Origin of the sequence: Pseudomonas gingeri, assembly GCF_013386115.1 — a bacterium.
Lineage (GTDB): Bacteria > Pseudomonadota > Gammaproteobacteria > Pseudomonadales > Pseudomonadaceae > Aquipseudomonas > Aquipseudomonas gingeri.
Genome location: NZ_JACAOR010000005.1, coordinates 102,121 through 120,765 on the forward strand (window position 1 = coordinate 102,121; position 18,645 = coordinate 120,765).

The window sequence follows — 18,645 nt, forward strand, 5'->3', positions numbered from 1 at the left end:
CAGCGGCGGTTGTGATCGTAGCGCGGGTCTCAGATGCCGGGCCCCGTCACGCGTGCCGGCAATCGGGCCAGGCGATCCCAACCGTCCGCGTTGATTGCACAGCTGTTCGGCAACCACAGTGTTTGCAGTGGCAACTGCTCCAGCACGGACACCGCTGCCGAGGTGATCCGCGATTCCCCTGGGCCTGCCCCAAGCGTCAGATCCTGCAGCGGCAAACGGGCGAGGTGGGCAACGCCGGCGTCGGTGAGCCAGGGGCTTTCATACAAACCGAGACGCCGCAGGGGGAGTTCGTGCAGGCAGGCCAGGTCGGCGTCGCATAGCTTCAGGCCGCCGAGCTCAAGTTGTTCCAACGGCAATCCCAGTTCGACGAGCATTCGCAGAACCTTGCCGTCGACTCCCTCACAGAAACTGAGATTCAGCTTTTTAAGTGGCAGTCCGGCCAGTTGCTTCAGTTCTTTCCAGGTGATGTCGTTCAACGACAGGTCGAGGGATTCCAGATCCAGACCGCGCAGATCGGACAGCGTGCGCGCGTCGATGCCCTGCACATCGGCGAGTCCCAGGCGTTTCAGCGGGAACACGTGCAGCGTGTCGAGCCGCTCGATCATTTGCTGTGAGGACTTGAGATCCAGATCGGTCAGCGGCATGCCTTCCAGTAGCACAATGTCGTCCTCGCCGATATACGAGGAGTGCAGCGACAGCCGCTCGATCGGCAGGTCCTTGATGGCGTGCAGCAGGGTGTCTGTTGCGTAGCAGCCGTCAAGGCTCAGCGAGCGCAGGACTGCCAGGTCTGCGAGCCAGGCAGGGTCTTTCAGGACGGCGCCATTCGAACTGATCGACAGCTGTTCGAGCGGATGATTGGCCAGATGGCGCATTCCACGTGAAGTAAGTTCTCCCGCGCGCTCCAGTGTCAGCGAGCGCAGCTTGAGGCGTGACAGGACTTGCAGGCCATCGTCGGTGATTTCATCGCAACGGTTCAACGACAGCTCCTGCAACGGACCGCTGCCGAGTTGCTGGAGGAAACCGTCGTTGAAGTCTTCACCGTAGGTCTGCAACTTCAGCCGGCGCAGTCGTTCGAGCGAAGGCAGGCTGGTGGCGTCGTCATCGCGCGAAAACCCGCTGATTTCCAGGGTTTCCAGGGCAACGTCCGGCAAGCGCCGCCAGCTATCCGGACCGCAGCTGAAGTTCGGGCCGTTGAGTATCAGGGTCCGCAAGGGCAGGTCAGCCAGGGCGTCACACCAGGCCAGCTCGGCGTTGTCCAGCTCGATATGATCCACGGGCAGTCCACGAAGCTGTGGCAACCATGCGGCCGGGCGATTGGCATGGGGTGTGGCGTTCAACCGGGCAACCGCGACCCTCGCGGCCGGATCACCCAGGCCCGCCGCCACGCGCAAGCCATCCAGCGAAGCCTCTGCACTGTCGAGCAGATCGCGATAAAGCGCCGCCCGCGTCGCGATGTCATCGGGGGCTGCGCGGAGGCGGGCGATCAGGGCGTTGCGGTCGGGGTTCTGCACGGGTTGAGAGTCCGAAATGAGAGCGCTGATAGGAATGATCAGACTCATTTTACAAGGCCGCAGAGCTCAGCCCAGGATGACTTTCAAACAGGCATTAAAAAGCCGGCTTGTGGCCGGCTTCTCGGGGACGGGTTTGGCTCATTTTTGGTAAGCCTCGCCCGCCTTCAAAACGACATCCAGAATCGCAATGTCTGGTTGTAGGATGCTGCGCAACAGTCTTGCATAGCATCAGGGGCGCGCTGGCCTGCTTTCGCGGGACGCTGCCCAAATGTGCCGCGCAGGATACCCACATTTACGACAGATTCCCAGCGAAAAGCGCTGCGCAGAGCTGTCGTTTTTAGTGAAAACAACGTTTTGAAACTATTTGAAGGGCACCGGTGGGCGGCGCTTGTTCAGGGTCGACCACCAGAACACCCAGCCGAGGATGCGGATGTTCTGCCGCTCGATCTGTTCCGCCGTGAACACTTCATCGGGGTATTCGTCGCTGTTGTGGCTGCGTAGACGCAGGGCGCCCGCCGGCAGGCGATAGACGTACTTCACCCGCAGCATGCCGTCGTGCTCCAGGGCATAGATTTCGCCGTCCACCACCTGGGTCAGGCTACGGTCGACGGCGATGGTGGAGCCGTCCTGGATCTTCTCGGCCATGCTGTTGCCGGTCATCGGTGCGCAGATGGCCTTGTCCGGGTCGACGCCCATGGCCTGCAGGATCCGGTAGGGCAGGCGCACCTTGCGCCCGGGCATGGCGGCGACCTGGGTCTGCTTCGAGCCGGGGCCTGTGGGGGTTTCCTTGTAGAGCGGGACCTGTACATCGTTGCGTTCGGTGGCGGCCAAGTCTTCACGGGCCGAGTAGGGGGCTTTTTCGTGGGTGTGCAGGTGCGAGTGGTCGCCCGCAGTTTCGTCGGCCGAGGCGCCGGGATGCTTCGGACCATCGCCCGTGCGTAGCCAGCGGCTGTTGACACACAAAAGCTCGGCTATCTCATCCATGCGTGCCATTGGAATGCCACGTTTGAACCAGTTATTGACGTGCTGCGGCGTCACTTGCCGGTTGGCAGCGAAGTCCGAAGCGGAAAGATGGCACTCCCGCAGGAGGGCTCTTAAGCGGTCACCTGATGTATTCATGAACACAGAGTTTACTGGCGTGCTACACCTGTTTAAATAAACGAGGTGTTCAAAAATGGTCGATAAAAGCACACAAAGTGATTGATCTGGTTGACTAATCCTACTCTGACGCGTGGACGCCTGTTTCGTTGTGTTTATTAATTAAACCATTTGTTTATTTGTGGGTAAACAGACACAAAAACCCCGGCGGACCGGGGTTCTTCGACAGCGGATGCGTACAGGGGCAGATCAGCCCTTGTAGGCGGCAACCGACTTGGTGATTTCGGCGCGAGCGGCTTCAGCGTCGCCCCAACCTTCGATCTTCACCCACTTGCCTTTCTCGAGATCCTTGTAGTTCTCGAAGAAGTGCTTGATCTGCTCCAGCAGCAGCGGTGGCAGGTCGGTGTATTCCTTCACGTCGACGTACAGCTGGGACAGCTTGTCGTGCGGGACCGCGATGACCTTGGCGTCGCCGCCGCCGTCGTCGGTCATGTGCAGGATGCCGACCGGACGGGCGCGGATCACCGAGCCTGGAGCGACCGGGTAAGGGGTTACGACCAGCACGTCGAGGGGATCACCGTCGTCGGCCAGGGTGTTGGGGATGAAACCGTAGTTGGCCGGGTAGAACATCGGGGTGGCCATGAAACGGTCAACGAACAGGCAATCGCTGTCTTTGTCGATTTCGTATTTGATCGGCGCGTGGTTGGCCGGAATTTCGATCGCGACGTAGATGTCGTTCGGCAGGTCTTTGCCAGCCGGAATCTTGCTGTAGCTCATTGGGCGATGCCCCCGTTAGTTGACCAAAAAAACTGGTCGGATTGACCAAAAAGTGGCGGCGATTATAGGCACATTCCAGGGTGGATGCCACGTGTCGCAGGACGTGCGGGCCTTAGGCTTCAGTCTTATACCGTGGGTCGTGGGCCTGCAGGTGCCGCAGTCGGGCCAGCGGATCCTGGCGGTAGAACGCGCGCAGTTGCTCGTAGACCCGTGGATAGGCCGCGACCAGCAAATCCGGGGCACTGAAGAAGTATTCGCTGGTGACCGCGAAGAATTCCGCCGGGTTTTCCGCCGCGTAGGGGTCGATGGCGGTTTCGGCATCGGGATTTCGGTCCAACTGGCGGTTGAGGTCATCGTAGGCGTGCTGCATCACCTTGGCCCACTCGCCGACCCGCATGTCGCTGTGCAGTGGCGGCAGGCCGTTGGCGTCGCCGTTGAGCATGTCGAGCTTGTGCGCCAGTTCGTGGATCACCAGGTTGTAGCCTTCCCAGGCACCGCTGGCGAGCACGCCGGGCCAGGCAAGGATCACCGGTCCGCGCTGCCAGGCTTCACCGCTGTGTTCACCGTCCCATTCGTGCTCGACGCCGCTGGCATCGCGGTGGCGCTGGGGGCTGAGGAAGTCGTCCGGGTAGAGAATGATCTCGTGGAAACCCGAATACCACTCGAGGTCACCCAGGTGCAGCAACGGCAATTGCGCCTGGGCCGCCAGCAGCAGGCGGTTTTGCTGGTCCAGTTCGACACCGGGCAGGGTAGTCAGGTGCTTGTCAGCGAGGAACAGCACGCTGTGCTCCAGCAGCCAGCGATCTTCGGCGTCGCTCAGGCCGTCGAGGAAGCTCAGGTGTTCGCGCACCCGCTGCCAGGTTTCAGTGGCAACGGGATGGCGGGCGAGGACCCGCCGGCGCCGCCAGGCACTCAGGGACCACACGGTTTCAGTGGGTCTCGGCTTTGGACGCACCGCCGAAGCGGCTGCGCAGCACGCCGATGATCATCGGTACCAGCGACAGCACGATGATGAAGACTACCAGCAGCGACAGGTTTTTCTTGATGAAGGGCACGTTGCCGAAGAAGTAGCCCAGGGTCACCAGGCCACCCACCCAGAGCACGGTGCCGAGGACGCTGAACATGAAGAAGCGCGCATAAGGCATCTTGCCGACACCGGCGACGAACGGCGCAAAGGTCCGCAGGATCGGCAGGAAGCGCGCCAGGGTCACGGTCTTGCCGCCATGGCGGTCGTAGAAGTCGTGGGTCTTCTGCAGGTAGTCGCGGCGGAAGATCTTCGAGTTCGGGTTGCTGAAGAGTTTTTCCCCGGCGGTGCGGCCGATGATGTAGTTGGTGCTGTCACCCAGGATTGCCGCGAGCATCAGCAGGCCGCCCAGCAGGACCGGGTCCATGCCGCCACCGGCAGCCACCGCGCCGGCGATGAACAGCAGCGAGTCGCCCGGCAGGAAAGGCATCACCACCAGGCCGGTTTCGCAGAAGATCACCAGAAACAGGATGGCGTAGATCCATGGCCCGTAATTGTTCACCAGCAGGTCGAGGTACACATCGAGATGCAGGATTAGGTCCAGCGGGTTGAAATCCATGGGTGGCACCTGTGTTGACGGTCCGACTCGGCAGACCTGTGCGAAGAAAAGTAGACACGTAGTTAACTACATCGAATGTAGTTTTTTCGTACATTCCTGGGAAAGGCGGATTATAAGAGCTGGAGAGGATTCTGCCTGTCGAGTTTGTAGCGAGGGATGTCGTCGGGTTGCGGGGCGTAGGCGTCCGGCATTGTGGGAGCTGCTTGCCGTGACGCCGTACCGCCGCGAAGCCTTGGCGGTCTGAGGGGCCTCTTCGCGGGCAAGCCCGCTCCCACAGGGAGTCGGGGCGAGCGATCAATCTTCGCTGATGGGCAACACGTAGTTCTTGAATTCGGTGTCTTCGCGAAAACCGATGGATTCGTAGGTCTTCTGCGCCACCTTGTTGTCGCTGCTGGTGGAGACCCGTAGCCGCACGGCATGGGTTTCGCGGGCCATTTTCTTCGCCGTGCGCATCAGGTTATCGGCCACCAGCTGGCGTCGGGCATCTTCGGCCACGTAGATGTCGTTGAGGATCCATACGCGCTTGAGCGACAGCGAGGAGTAGCTGGGGTAGAGCTGGCAGAAACCGAGCAGTTTCTTGTCGTCATCGTCGGCCAGGGCCAGGTAGATCACCGACTCTTTGCGGCGCAGGCGCTTTTCCAGGAAGCTGCGGGACGAATCGGGGAAGGGCAGTGCACCGTAGAATTCGCGGTATTTGACGAACAGGGGCGTCAACAGGTCCAGATGTTCCAGGGTCGCTTGAGTAATCCGCATAGATCAGGCCTCAACTTCGTGGATATGACGGCAAACGGTTCACTCGGGCAGCCGTAACGCCGATGCTGCCCAAAGCGCGGGAAAAGCGCAATCCGGATGACGATCAGTCCTGGGTCGGGCCCAGTAGGAAGTTGCCGTTTGAGTGGACATCCGATTCGCTTTCCAATGTTTGCACTTGGGCCTCGTCCTTGAGATTGACCCCCGACAGCTGCCGGCGGCAGGCTTCTTTCATCAGGTACAGCAATTTGTGGGCGGCCATGCCGTAACTCATGCCCTCCAGCCGGACGTTGGAGATGCAGTTGCGGTAGGCGTCGGTCAGGCCGACTTTTGGATTATAGGTGAAATACAATCCCAGGCTGTCCGGCGAGCTCAAGCCCGGGCGTTCGCCGATCAGGATCACCACCATTTTCGCCCCGAGCAGTTCGCCAACCTCATCGGCGACCGCCACGCGCCCCTGTTCCACCAGGATCACTGGCGACAACGACCAGCCTTCGGCAGCGATCTGTTCTTCCAGGCGCGCCAGGAAGGGGGCCGCATGGCGATGCACGGCCAGGGCCGAGAGCCCGTCGGCGACGACAATGGCCAGGTCGACCCCGCCGGGGTGGGCCAGGGCATGTTCGCGCAGCCGTTGGGCCGAGGCAGTGTTGAGCTTGCGCCCCAGGTCCGGGCGTTGCAGGTAGCCGTGGCGGTCGTCGGCGGCGCTGTGCAGCAGCAGGGTGTCACGCCCGCGCCCGGCCAGTTGGGCGCTCAGGCCGGCATGGTCGAACGGCAGGTGCACGGCATCGCGGGCCTGGGCGTGGGCGAACTGGAAATCCAGCTGCGCGCTGGTGGGCAGGCTGGTGCCGGTGCGGCCCAGGGCGATCCGCGCCGGGGTCAGGCGGCGCAGTTCCAGCCAGGGGTTGTCGTTGTCGATCTCTTTGGCCATGTCGTTCATCCGAGCTGCGCCAGTGCCTGGCGAAACGCCGGCGGCAGGCTGTTGCCAAAATGCACCTTGCCATCGGCCTGGGTAAAGATACCCATCTTCGCCAGCCACTGTTCGAATTCCGGCGCGGGCTTCAGGCCCAGGGTCTGGCGGGCGTAGAGGGCGTCGTGGAACGAGGTGGTCTGGTAGTTGAGCATGATGTCGTCGGAGCCGGGGATGCCCATGATGAAGTTGATCCCGGCCACGCCGAGCAGGGTCAGCAGGGTGTCCATGTCGTCCTGGTCGGCTTCGGCATGGTTGGTGTAGCAGATGTCGCAGCCCATGGGCACGCCCAGCAGCTTGCCGCAGAAGTGGTCTTCTAGGCCGGCGCGGATGATCTGCTTGCCGTTGTACAGGTATTCCGGACCGATAAAGCCGACCACGGTGTTCACCAGGAACGGCTTGAAATGCCGGGCCACGGCGTAGGCGCGGGTTTCGCAGGTCTGCTGGTCGACACCGAAATGCGCGTTGGCCGAGAGGGCGCTGCCCTGGCCGGTCTCGAAATACATCAGGTTCTGCCCGAGGGTGCCGCGATTCAGGCTCAGGCCGGCGTCGTAGCCTTCCTGCAGGACGTTCAAGTTGATGCCGAAACTGGCGTTGGCCGCTTCGGTGCCGGCGATGGACTGGAACACCAGGTCCAGCGGCACGCCACGGTTGATCGCCTCGATGGAGGTGGTGACGTGGGTCAGCACGCAGGCCTGGGTCGGGATCTCGTAACGCTTGATCACCGCGTCGAGCATGTTCAGCAGGTCGCAGATCGAGGTCAGGCTGTCGGTGGCCGGGTTGATGCCGATCATGGCGTCGCCGTTGCCGTAGAGCAGGCCATCGAGGACGCTGGCGGCGATGCCGGCCGGGTCGTCGGTCGGGTGGTTGGGTTGCAGGCGGGTCGACAGGCGGCCGCGCAGGCCGAGGGTGCCGCGGAATTTGGTGACGACGCGGATTTTCTGCGCCACCAGCACCAGGTCCTGCACGCGCATGATCTTCGACACGGCGGCGGCCATTTCCGGGGTCAGGCCCGGGGCCAGGGCGCGCAGGCTCTGTTCGTCGGCGGCGTCGCTGAGCAGCCAGTCGCGCAGGCCGCCGACGGTCAGGTGGCTGACGGCGGCGAAGGCCTGTTTGTCATGGGTGTCGACGATCAGCCGGGTGACTTCATCGGTTTCGTAGGGGATCAGCATTTCCTCGAGGAAATGCCGGAGCGGAATATTGGCCAGGGTCATCTGGGCCGCGACCCGCTCGCCGTCGTTCTGTGCGGCGACGCCGGCGAGGAAATCCCCGGAGCGTGCGGGGCTGGCCTTGGCCATGACCTCCTTGAGGCTGTCGAAGCGATAGGTCTGGGCGCCGACGGAATGGGCGAATGTGGCCATGGGCGGTGTCCTCCTGAACCTTAGCGATAACCCTTCCCTGTGGGAGCTGGCAAGCCGGCTCCCACAGTTCAACGGTGTTCATGTGTGCAGTGCAGGGGCGTGGGGCGCCCCGCACTGGTGCAATCAGTTACCCGTGAGCATAGCGTCCGCCGGGGCGTCCGAGCGCTGGCTGGCGGTCAACTGGAAGTAAATGAATCCCGCCGCCATGAAACCCAGGAAAATCAGGCCGATCAGCATGTTGAACCAGGCCATCGCCACCAGGCAGACCAGGGCCAATGCAAGGGCGATGCCGGGGACGATCGGATAACCCGGGGCACGGAAGGTCCGTTCCAGGTTCGGCTCTGTTTTGCGCAGCTTGAACAGGCTCAGCATACTGATGATGTACATCACGATGGCACCGAATACCGACATGGTGATCATCGCGGCCGTCAGGCTCATGCCTTGCAGGTTGACCAGGCCGTCGCTGTAGATCGCCGCGATGCCGATCACGCCGCCCGCCAGGATGGCGCGGTGAGGTGTCTGGAAACGCGAGAGCTTGGCCAGCGAGCGTGGCAGGTAGCCGGCCCGGGCCAGGGCGAAGAACTGCCGCGAGTAGCCGAGGATGATGCCGTGGAAACTCGCCACCAGGCCGAACAGGCCGATCCACACCAGCATGTGCATCCAGCTCGAATTGCTGCCGACCACGGCTTTCATGGCCTGGGGCAGCGGGTCGTTGATGTTCGACAGCTGGCGCCAGTCGCCGACGCCGCCGGCCATGACCATCACGCCGATGGCCAGGAAGACCAGGGTCAGGATGCCGCTGACATAGGCCTTGGGAATGGTGCGCTTGGGGTCCTTGGCTTCTTCGGCGGCCATGGCGGCCCCTTCGATGGCGAGGAAGAACCAGATCGCGAAGGGGATGGCGGCGAAGATGCCGGGGATCGAGTCAATGCTGAAGGTGTTCGAGCCCGACCAGCCATTGAGCACGAAGTTGCTGAAGCTGAAGCCCGGCGCGACCACGCCCATGAACACCAGCAGTTCGGCGACGGCCAGCACGGTGACCACCAGTTCGAAGGTGGCGGCGATGCTGACGCCGAGGATATTGAGGGTCATGAACACGAAGTAGGCGCCGACGGCGGCGAGCTTCGGGTCGAGCCCGGGGTATTGCACGTTGAGATAGGCGCCGATCGCCATGGCAATCGCCGGTGGGGCGAAGACGAATTCGATCAGGGTGGCGATGCCGGCGATCAAGCCGCCTTTCTCGCCAAAGGCCCGGCGACTGTAGGCAAACGGTCCACCGGCATGGGGAATCGCGGTGGTGAGTTCGGTGAAGCTGAAGATGAAGCAGGTGTACATGGTCGCCACCATCAGCGCGGTGACCAGGAAGCCCAGGGTGCCGGCGGTCCCCCAGCCATAACTCCAGCCGAAGTATTCGCCGGAGATCACCAGGCCGACGGCAATGCCCCACAGGTGCAGGGTGCCGAGGGTCGGTTTGAGTTCGGTTTTTGTAGTCATAAGTCCTCGCTTGTCTTTTTTATTGTTGGGTTGTTGGACTTGCGGGTGTCGATTTCTTGTACAGCGGGCACGCAATGCCCTTAGTGGCGCAGCCAAGGCTTTTTGGGGTGTCTATAAGGGCCTCTTCGCGGGCAAGCCCACTCCCACGGGTTTGCGATGCACACAAGATAGGTGCCTGGTGCCGCACTTGTGGGAGCTGGCAAGCCCACTCCCACAGGTTTGCGATGCACACAAGACAGGTGCCTGGCGCTGCACTTGTGGGAGCGGGCTTGCCCGCGAAGGGGTTCAGGGTTTAGAAGAACCCGAGTGGATTGATGTCATAGCTCACCAGCAGGTTCTTGGTCTGCTGGTAGTGATCGAGCATCATTTTGTGGGTTTCACGGCCGACACCGGACTTCTTGTAGCCGCCGAACGCGGCGTGCGCCGGGTACAGGTGGTAGCAGTTGGTCCACACGCGACCGGCCTTGATCGCCCGGCCCACGCGGTAGGCGCGGTTGATATCGCGGGTCCACAGGCCGGCGCCGAGACCGAACTCGGTGTCGTTGGCGATTGCCAGGGCTTCGGCTTCGTCCTTGAAGGTGGTGATGCTCACCACCGGGCCGAAGATTTCTTCCTGGAACACGCGCATCTTGTTGGTGCCCTTGAGCAGGGTCGGCTGGATGTAGTAACCGCTGGCGAGGTTGCCCTCGAGTTTTTCCACCTTGCCGCCGGTCAGCAGCTCGGCGCCTTCGCCCTTGGCGATTTCCAGGTAGGAGAGAATCTTGTCGAATTGCTGCTCGGAAGCCTGGGCGCCGACCATGGTGTCGGTGTCCAGCGGGTCACCACGCTTGATCTGGCTGACCTTCTTCATCACGGCCTGCATGAACTCGTCGTAGATCGACTCCTGTACCAGGGCCCGGGAAGGGCAGGTGCAGACTTCGCCCTGGTTGAAGAACGCCAGCACCAGGCCTTCGGCGGCTTTTTCGATAAAGCTCGGCTCGGCCTGCATGATGTCTTCGAAGAAGATGTTCGGCGACTTGCCACCCAGCTCCACGGTGGACGGAATGATGTTTTCGGCGGCGCATTTCATGATGTGCGAGCCGACCGGGGTCGAGCCGGTGAAGGCGATCTTGGCGATGCGCTTGCTGGTGGCGAGGGCTTCGCCGGCTTCTTTGCCGAACCCTTGCACCACGTTCAGCACGCCGGGCGGCAGCAGGTCGCCGATCAGTTCCATCAGTACGCAGATGCCCAGCGGGGTCTGCTCGGCGGGCTTGAGCACCACGCAGTTGCCGGCGGCTAGGGCCGGGGCGAGTTTCCAGGCGGCCATCAGCAGCGGGAAGTTCCACGGGATGATCTGTCCGACCACGCCCAGCGGTTCATGGATGTGATAGGCCACGGTGTTGCCGTCGATTTCGGCGGCACTGCCTTCCTGGGCGCGCAGGCAACCGGCGAAGTAGCGGAAGTGGTCGGCGGCCAGCGGGATGTCGGCGTTGAGGGTTTCACGCACGGCCTTGCCGTTGTCCCAGGTTTCGGTGATGGCCAGCAGTTCGAGGTTCTGTTCGATGCGGTCGGCGATTTTCAGCAGGATCAGCGAGCGCGCCTGGACCGAGGTGCTGCCCCAGGCATCGGCCGCGGCGTGGGCGGCGTCCAGGGCCTTGTCGATGTCCTTGGCATTGGAGCGCGGGAACTCGGCGATCGGCTGGCCGTTCACCGGCGAGGTGTTGGTGAAGTACTGGCCGTCCACGGGAGCGACGAATTCGCCATTGATGTAGTTGCCGTACTTGGCCTTGAACGAAACGATGGCGCCGGCAGTACCAGGGTGGGCGTAACGCATGGTGAGTGTCTCCTTGGCTTTTGTGCTTATAAGGGAGTTGCGCTTATCAAGCGTAGAGCAAAGGTCGGGCCAGTGCGTCCGAACCCCGCAGCAACGGGGCCTGGCAGGATTCGCCCGAAGTCGTCACCGATGCACTGTGGCGCGTCTGGTACAACCCTGGGTGACACTTTGTAACGCCGATGGCACAGCCTGTGACTCATCGGTCGTGGGGTGATTGCAATGCTTGCGGCGCAGGAGGATGCTGATGGGCCAGAGTCAGGCGCATGGATTCTGAACACCCCGCGAAACCTGTAGGAGCCGGCTTGCTGGCGATGGCGGTCGATCAGGCGATGCGAGGCCCACTGGCTCTATCGCTGGCAATCGAGCCTCGACCGGCCGCGCTCCTACAAGGGAGAACAATAAGAAATGCAGAACAACCATTTGAGCCGTCACGCCCGCCAGGTGCTGACCGTGACCCAGGGCAAGCCTCAACTGCATGGGCCGGGTAGTGATCCGTCCATTGCCCGTTCCTGGCTGCGCTGCCTTGAGGATTATCACCTCGATCCGTCGTTGAGCATCGCCCCCACGGTGCTGGAGCACGATCGCCTCCTGGAAAGCCGCGAGCGCCTCAAGCAGGTGTTGCAGATCGCCGGCAACGAGATGACCAGCCTGCATCAGCAACTCTCCGGTGCCGGGCATGCGGTGTTGCTGACCGATTCCCGGGGCGTGATCCTCAACTGCGTCACCGCTCCCGCCGAACGCAAGATCTTCGAGCGTGCCGGGCTCTGGCTCGGCGCCGACTGGAGCGAGGCCTGCGAAGGCACCAACGGTATCGGCACCTGCCTGGTGGAGCGGCAGTCGCTGACCATTCACCAGGACGAACACTTTCGTGGCCGCCACACCGGCCTGACCTGTTCGGCGAGCCCGGTCTTCGATCCCCAGGGCGAATTGCTGGCGGTGCTCGATGTGTCGTCCGCGCGTCCGGATGTATCCCGGCAGAGCCAATTCCACACCATGGCCCTGGTGAACCTCTCGGCGAAGATGATCGAGAGCTGCTATTTCCTGCGTTATTACGATAAGCACTGGTTGTTGCGCTTTCACTTGCAGGCCGAGTCCGTGGGCCTGTTCAGCGAAGGGCTGCTGGCATTCGACGGCGAAGGGCGGATCAGTGCGGTCAACCAGAGCGCGTTGAACCTGCTGGGGCATGCCCGCGGCGGGCTGCTGGGGCAGCCGGTGGAAGCGTTTTTCGATTGCTCGCTGGATGACTTGCTGGGGCGTGCGAGTGCCCAGGCCAGCGCCAGTTGGCCATTGCGCACGCGGGATGGCCGCGGCTTGTTCGCGGTGTTGCGCGGCCAGCCGCGCAGTGTGCCCAAGCCGCTGGTATCGTCGCCGGTCATCGCCGAACGGGCAGGCCTCTCGGGCATCTGCCTGGGCGACGAAGGCTTGCAGAGTGATTTTCGCAAGGCGTTGCGGGTCTTCGAGCGCGATGTGCCGCTGTTGATCAACGGCGAAACCGGCTCGGGCAAGGAAGCGTTCGCCAAGGCGGTGCATCAGTCCAGCCAGCGTGCGGAAAAGGCCTTTGTCGCCCTCAACTGCGCGGCCATCCCGGAAAGCCTGATCGAAAGCGAACTGTTCGGTTATCGCGGTGGCAGTTTTACCGGCGCGCGCAAGGAAGGCATGCGTGGCAAGTTGCAGCAGGCCGATGGCGGCACGCTGTTCCTCGATGAGATCGGCGATATGCCGCTGGCATTGCAGACCCGCCTGCTGAGAGTGCTGGAAGACCGCCAGGTGGTGCCGATCGGCGGCGAGCCCGAGGCGGTCAACGTGCGGATCGTCAGCGCGACCCACCGCAATCTGCTGGAGCGGGTGCAGGACGGCAGCTTCCGCGAGGATCTGTATTACCGGCTCAATGGGCTGGAGATCGGCTTGCCGGCCTTGCGTGAGCGTAGCGACAGGTCCCAGTTGCTGGATTTTCTACTGGCCGAGGAGGCCGCCGGGCAGCCTGTGCTGATCGAGGCGGCGGCACGCCAGGCCCTGCTGGATTTCGCCTGGCCGGGCAATGTGCGGCAGTTGCGCACGGTGCTGCGCACGCTGGTGGCGCTGTGTGATAACGGGCGGATCGCCGTGGCGGACCTGCCGGCGATGATTCGCCAGGCGCGACCCGCCCTTGCGCCGATGCCGGTTGACGAGCTCTCGGAGCATCCGCTGGAAGAGGCCGAGCGCCTGGCCCTGCTCAATGCCCTGGAGCAGCAGCGCTGGCACATGACCCATACCGCCGGGCAACTGGGGGTCAGTCGCAATACCCTGTATAGAAAGCTGCGCAAGCATGGCATCGCCCGCTGAGGACGCTCGGTTCCCTCATGTCCGCGAACCTGAAACACAAGGTGCGATTTCGTCCGCCCTGGGCTAACCTGCGGCCATGTTTTACGAGGTCGACTATGCACATTCATATTCTGGGTATCTGCGGCACCTTCATGGGGTCGATGGCGGTTCTGGCCAAAGAGCTGGGCCATCACGTGACGGGCTCCGATGCCAACGTCTATCCACCGATGAGCACGCAACTGCAGGCGCAGGGCATCGAGCTGACCCAGGGCTACGACCCGGCCCAGCTTGATCCGGCCCCCGACCTGGTGGTGATCGGCAATGCCATGTCCCGTGGCAATCCCGCCGTCGAGTACGTGTTGAACAAGGGCCTGCCCTATGTCTCCGGCCCGCAGTGGCTGGCCGACCATGTGTTGCAGGGCCGCTGGGTCCTGGCCGTCGCCGGCACCCATGGCAAGACCACCACCAGCAGCATGCTGGCCTGGGTGCTGGAACACGCGGGCATGAGCCCGGGCTTCCTGATCGGCGGTGTGCCGCAGAACTTCTCGGTGTCGGCACGGCTGGGCGATACGCCGTTCTTCGTGATCGAAGCCGATGAATACGACAGCGCGTTTTTCGACAAGCGCTCCAAGTTCGTCCACTACCGCCCGCGCACGGCGATCCTGAACAACCTGGAGTTCGATCACGCGGACATCTTCCCGGATCTGCCAGCCATCGAGCGGCAATTCCACCATCTGGTGCGGACCATCCCGAGCGAAGGCCTGGTGATCCACCCGACCACCGAGCCGGCGCTCAAGCGCGTGATCGAGATGGGCTGCTGGACGCCGGTGCAGACCACCGGTGCCGGTGGCCAGTGGCAGGTCAAGCTGCTCAGTGAAGACGGCTCGCGTTTCGAAGTGATGTTCGAAGGCGTGGCCCAGGGTGTGGTCGAGTGGGACATGACCGGCCAGCATAACGTCGCCAATGCCCTGGCCACCCTGGCTGCCGCCCGCCATGTCGGCGTGGTGCCGGCTATGGGCATCGCGGCCCTGAGTGCTTTCAAGAGCGTGAAGCGGCGCATGGAAAAGGTCGCCGAAGTCCATGGCGTGACCATCTACGACGACTTCGCCCACCACCCGACGGCCATTGCCACGACCCTCGACGGTTTGCGCAAGAAGGTCGGCGATGCGCCGGTGATCGCCATTATCGAGCCGCGCTCCAACTCGATGAAGCTCGGTGCCCACCGCGACGGCTTGCCGGAAAGCGTGGTCCAGGCCGACCAGGTGATCTGGTATGCGCCGGCCAACCTCGGCTGGGACCTGGGCGCGACCGCGGCCTTGTGTACCGTGCCGTCGATTGTCAGTGACTCCCTCGACGGCATTATCGAGCGAGTGAAAAGCCAGGCCAAACCCGGCACCCATGTGGTGATCATGAGCAACGGCGGCTTCGGCGGCCTGCACGGCAAGCTGGCCGAGGCCTTGCAGTGAGCGGCCCGGAACGCATCACCCTGGCGATGACCGGCGCGTCCGGCGCGCAATACGGCTTGCGCCTGCTCGATTGCCTGGTGCGCGAGGACCGTGAGGTGCACTTCCTGATTTCCAAGGCCGCGCAACTGGTGATGGCGACGGAGACGGATGTCACCCTGCCACCCAAGCCGCAGACGATGCAGGCGTTCCTCACCGAATACACCGGGGCGCAAGTGGGGCAGATCCGTGTCTATGGCAAGGAAGACTGGATGTCGCCCGTCGCCTCGGGCTCCGGTTCGCCGGCGGCGATGGTGGTGGTGCCGTGTTCCACCGGGACCTTGTCGGCGATTGCCACAGGGGCCTGCAACAACCTGATCGAGCGGGCGGCGGACGTCACGCTGAAGGAGCGGCGGCAGTTGATCCTGGTGCCGCGGGAAGCGCCGTACTCGAGTATCCACCTGGAGAACATGCTCAAGCTGTCGAATATGGGCGTGACTATCCTGCCGGCGTCGCCGGGCTTTTATCACCAGCCGCAGACCATCGACGACCTGGTGGATTTTGTCGTGGCACGGATTCTCAATGTGCTGAATATTCCTCAGGACATGTTGCCGCGCTGGGGCGAGCATCACTTGAGCAGCGATGAATAAGTCGCTGCTGTACCTGTTGCTGGCCGTACAGCTGGCGGGCTGTGCGACGGTGCGTACCCTGGATGCGGGCAAGACCGGCGCGCCGATCGTCTATTCGGGGACGCGGCTGGACCTGTACGCGATGCAGGGCGGTTGTTGTGCCAGCGACCGCTTCGGGGCCGAGGCGCCGAGCTATCCGGGCGTCGACCTGCCGGCCAGCGCCTTGCTCGACACCTTGCTGTTGCCGCTGTCGGTGTTGACGGTATTGGGGGTTGGTTTTCAGGCGACGGGCGGGTTGTAGCATTGATTGATGGCTTTGTGGCGCTGGGTTGCGTGGAGCTTGTGTGGGAGGGGGCTTGCCCCCGAAGAGGCCGGTGAGATCGCTAAAAGCTTCGGGGGCAAGCCCCCTCCCACATAAATAAGCACTGCTCCACACAAGCACCGCTCACCACAAGGGACCGAGCAGTCCCGTGAGTTACTTGCCCAACCGGCGCAACTCATCCGACTCGACGATCCGCACACCATCCTGCTCTTCCAGCGCCAGGCGCCACAGTGCTCGGGCCAGCTGGCAGGCTTCGATCCCGCGATACTTGCCGGGAATCAACTTCGACAAGGGCCCCGCCAGCTGTTCGGCGAGGCGCGGTTCCGTGCGCTCGCCCAGCAACAGCGACGGCCGGGCAATGGTCAGTTGCGGCCAGTCCTGCGCCTTCAACGACTCCTCCATCTCCCCCTTGACCCGGCTGTAGAACACCTTGGATTTCGGGTTGGCATCAATCGCGCTGACCACGATCAGGTGCCGTGCGCCCATTTCCCGGGCGCGCTTGCCAAAGGCCACGACCATGTCATGGTCGATGGCGCGAAAGGCTTCCTCGGAACCGGCTAGCTTGATGGTGGTGCCGAGGCAGCAGATGGCCAGGTCGACACGCCCGCTCAGTTGCGGCAGGAATACCGCCGGGTCGCCGACCGGGTTTTCCAGGTGTGGATGTTCCGCCAGGGGCCGCCGCGACGGGGCGAGTACGCGGCTGACCGTGGGCTCGTTGAGCAGGCGGTCGAGTAGATGTTCACCGGTCAGGCCGGTGGCTCCAGCGAGCAGGATGTGCTGAGGCGTCAAGTACATAAAATATCTCCCTTGATACGAATCAGCTTAGTTGCTCTTGGCTTCCTTGCTGTCCAGCGAAGCGCTTTGCAGCGCTTTTCGTGCTTGTTGCTTGCGTAGTTGCTGCCAATGGGCCAGCACGCCCTTGGGTGCCCAGATCTGGGGTTCCGAAGCCTCGAAGTTGTCCGCCTGTTCGCGGTCGGCGACATGGGCCTTGGCGAGGTTGAAAGCTTGCTGCAAATCGTCGGTCTGGTTCAGTGCCTGGGCGAACAGGGCGTCGCCGAAGTAGGTGAAATCCGCTTCCTCGGAGCAGCCGAAGGACACCCTATCAGCCCGCGAGGCGGTCATTATTAAAGTTCTTTCATCTTTCAGGGCGGGAATGAAACCACCGGAATAACAGGCCGAGATGACGATGACCTTGTCGCGGTTCTTCAGCGGGGCCAGGGCCGAGGCCATTTCATCCGCCGGCAGGTCGGCCAGTTCCAGGCGCGGCTGGTCCAGCACCAGTTCGTGCTCGTGGGTGCCGTGGCTGGTCAGGTAGATGAAGATCAGGTCTTCCGGGCCGCTACGGTCGGCCAGGGTCTGGGCAGCGCGGCGCAGGTTCTCGCGGGTGGCCATCGGACGGTCGACCAGATGGTCGCGGTGATTCACCAGGCTGATCTGGCCGTAGGCGCCAAAGCGCGTGGCGAGCATCTTGTTGACGTAGTCGGCTTCACGCAGGAACACGCTCTGCTTGCCATCGCCCGCCAGTACCAGGCTGTACAGCTCGATGGCCGGGGTGGAGGCGGGAACGGCGGCCAGGGCTTTTTCCAGCAGCGAGCCCTGGGCCAGCAGACCCAGTTCCAGGGCGTCCGGCAGCAGCTTGCCCTCGGCATCGCGAACCCGCTGGCCATTGGCCCAGACACCGCTCTGCACGCTGCCGTCGGCCAGGGTCAGGATGCCGCGGCCCTGGTAGGTGTCGCCGGCGAACTCGCCGATATAGACGCTGCCATCACCGAGGCTCAGGTGGCCGAAGCCGGTAAAGCGCCATTCGCTGAATTCACCGCGATAGTGGCTGCCATCGACACCGATCAGCTCGCCCTTGCCACTGAGCACGCCGTCCTTGAACTCACCGATCCAGACATCGCCGTCGGCGTTTTCATAACGGCCCTTGCCGTTCAACTGGTTGTGCTTGAAGCCGCCGGCGTACTGGTCGCCTTCGGCGCTGTTGAAGGTCCCGATGCCTTCCAGCTGGCCGTTGACGAAACGCCCGGTGAACTGGTTGCCGCTCGAATCGCTGCGCTGGCCTTCGCCATTGGGTTTGCCATGGGCGAACTGGCCCTGGTACTGGCTACCGTCTTCCAGCTCCAGGTGGCCGAGGCCGGAATACTGGTCGTCCTTGAATTCGCCGCGGTAGGTCATGCCGGCTTCTTTGAGGGTGCCTTCGCCGTTGCGGCGCCCCAGCTTGAACGCGCCGGTGTAGCTGCTGTCATGGGTGGTCAGGGTGCCCTGGCCGTGGAACAGGCCTTGCTGGAACTGGCCCTTGTAGACCTCGCCGTTGCTGCCGTGCCACTCGCCGTCGCCATGCCATTGGCCCTTGTCGAACTGACCCGCGTACCAGCTGCCGCTCGGGTAGTCGATGCGCCCCTGGCCTTGCAGCAGGCCATTGATCACTTCCCCACGATAACGACCGCCATCCGGCAGACGGGCGTCTGGCGGTAGCAGCGATTCGCCATCACCGCAGGCGGCGAGCAGCAGGGTCAGAGCAAGGGGCACAAGTGGGCGCATAACGGGATCCGGGCAATTAGGGGACCGAGTATGCCGTAGCATTATGTTGTGTCTAG

16 protein-coding genes are annotated in these 18,645 nt (G+C 63.0%); 4 read left to right on the forward strand and 12 right to left on the reverse strand.

Features of this window, described 5'->3' with window-relative positions:
• Window positions 1–29: 29 nt before the first annotated feature.
• The 10 genes from HX881_RS08425 to exaC form a co-directional block, all read right to left on the reverse strand.
• On the reverse strand, window positions 30–1,511 hold the full coding sequence (locus HX881_RS08425; RefSeq protein ID WP_177084547.1) for a leucine-rich repeat domain-containing protein: 1,482 nt from the start codon (window positions 1,509–1,511) through the stop codon (window positions 30–32).
• A 360-nt stretch (window positions 1,512–1,871) separates the two neighbouring features.
• Entirely contained in the window at window positions 1,872–2,630 is a 759-nt protein-coding gene (locus HX881_RS08430; RefSeq protein ID WP_177083928.1) for a LexA family transcriptional regulator, read from the reverse strand.
• A gap of 228 nt (window positions 2,631–2,858) precedes the next feature.
• Window positions 2,859–3,386 (reverse strand): inorganic diphosphatase, encoded by a 528-nt coding sequence (gene ppa / locus HX881_RS08435; protein WP_017123326.1) that lies wholly within the window; start codon window positions 3,384–3,386, stop codon window positions 2,859–2,861.
• A 112-nt stretch (window positions 3,387–3,498) separates the two neighbouring features.
• Window positions 3,499–4,311, reverse strand: a complete 813-nt coding sequence (locus tag HX881_RS08440) for a zinc-dependent peptidase (RefSeq protein ID WP_177083930.1) — start codon at window positions 4,309–4,311, stop codon at window positions 3,499–3,501.
• Between the two features lie 4 nt (window positions 4,312–4,315).
• On the reverse strand, window positions 4,316–4,969 hold the full coding sequence (locus HX881_RS08445; protein WP_017123328.1) for a DedA family protein: 654 nt from the start codon (window positions 4,967–4,969) through the stop codon (window positions 4,316–4,318).
• A 294-nt stretch (window positions 4,970–5,263) separates the two neighbouring features.
• A complete protein-coding gene (locus HX881_RS08450) occupies window positions 5,264–5,722 on the reverse strand; it encodes a GNAT family N-acetyltransferase (protein WP_017123329.1) in 459 nt (152 codons plus the stop codon).
• Window positions 5,723–5,825: 103 nt separating this feature from the next.
• Window positions 5,826–6,656: an ethanolamine ammonia-lyase subunit EutC gene (gene eutC / locus HX881_RS08455; protein WP_177083932.1), complete on the reverse strand. Its 831-nt coding sequence runs from the start codon at window positions 6,654–6,656 to the stop codon at window positions 5,826–5,828.
• Window positions 6,653–8,047 carry an ethanolamine ammonia-lyase subunit EutB gene (locus HX881_RS08460; RefSeq protein ID WP_177083934.1) on the reverse strand — a complete coding sequence of 465 codons (1,395 nt, stop codon included), beginning with the start codon at window positions 8,045–8,047 and terminating at the stop codon, window positions 6,653–6,655. Before HX881_RS08460 ends, eutC begins: the two co-directional genes overlap by 4 nt.
• A gap of 123 nt (window positions 8,048–8,170) precedes the next feature.
• Complete coding sequence (gene eat, locus HX881_RS08465) at window positions 8,171–9,541, reverse strand: ethanolamine permease (RefSeq protein WP_177083936.1); 1,371 nt, start codon at window positions 9,539–9,541, stop codon at window positions 8,171–8,173.
• Window positions 9,542–9,833: 292 nt separating this feature from the next.
• Window positions 9,834–11,354 carry an acetaldehyde dehydrogenase ExaC gene (gene exaC, locus HX881_RS08470; protein WP_177083937.1) on the reverse strand — a complete coding sequence of 507 codons (1,521 nt, stop codon included), beginning with the start codon at window positions 11,352–11,354 and terminating at the stop codon, window positions 9,834–9,836.
• Window positions 11,355–11,759: 405 nt separating this feature from the next.
• Between exaC and HX881_RS08475 the strand changes: the two genes are divergently transcribed.
• From HX881_RS08475 to HX881_RS08490, 4 genes are all read left to right on the forward strand, one after another.
• Complete coding sequence (locus tag HX881_RS08475) at window positions 11,760–13,676, forward strand: sigma-54-dependent Fis family transcriptional regulator (protein WP_017123333.1); 1,917 nt, start codon at window positions 11,760–11,762, stop codon at window positions 13,674–13,676.
• 95 nt (window positions 13,677–13,771) lie between these two features.
• Window positions 13,772–15,121: a UDP-N-acetylmuramate:L-alanyl-gamma-D-glutamyl-meso-diaminopimelate ligase gene (gene mpl, locus HX881_RS08480; protein WP_017123334.1), complete on the forward strand. Its 1,350-nt coding sequence runs from the start codon at window positions 13,772–13,774 to the stop codon at window positions 15,119–15,121.
• Entirely contained in the window at window positions 15,118–15,747 is a 630-nt protein-coding gene (gene ubiX / locus HX881_RS08485; RefSeq protein WP_017123335.1) for a flavin prenyltransferase UbiX, read from the forward strand. The genes mpl and ubiX overlap by 4 nt, the downstream gene beginning before the upstream one ends.
• Window positions 15,740–16,027 (forward strand): YceK/YidQ family lipoprotein, encoded by a 288-nt coding sequence (locus HX881_RS08490; protein WP_017123336.1) that lies wholly within the window; start codon window positions 15,740–15,742, stop codon window positions 16,025–16,027. Before ubiX ends, HX881_RS08490 begins: the two co-directional genes overlap by 8 nt.
• A gap of 174 nt (window positions 16,028–16,201) precedes the next feature.
• Here HX881_RS08490 and HX881_RS08495 read toward each other — a convergent pair whose 3' ends face one another.
• Window positions 16,202–16,843 carry an oxidoreductase gene (locus HX881_RS08495; RefSeq protein WP_017123337.1) on the reverse strand — a complete coding sequence of 214 codons (642 nt, stop codon included), beginning with the start codon at window positions 16,841–16,843 and terminating at the stop codon, window positions 16,202–16,204.
• A gap of 27 nt (window positions 16,844–16,870) precedes the next feature.
• A complete protein-coding gene (locus tag HX881_RS08500; RefSeq protein ID WP_177083940.1) occupies window positions 16,871–18,589 on the reverse strand; it encodes a C13 family peptidase in 1,719 nt (572 codons plus the stop codon).
• Window positions 18,590–18,645 lie beyond the last annotated feature (56 nt).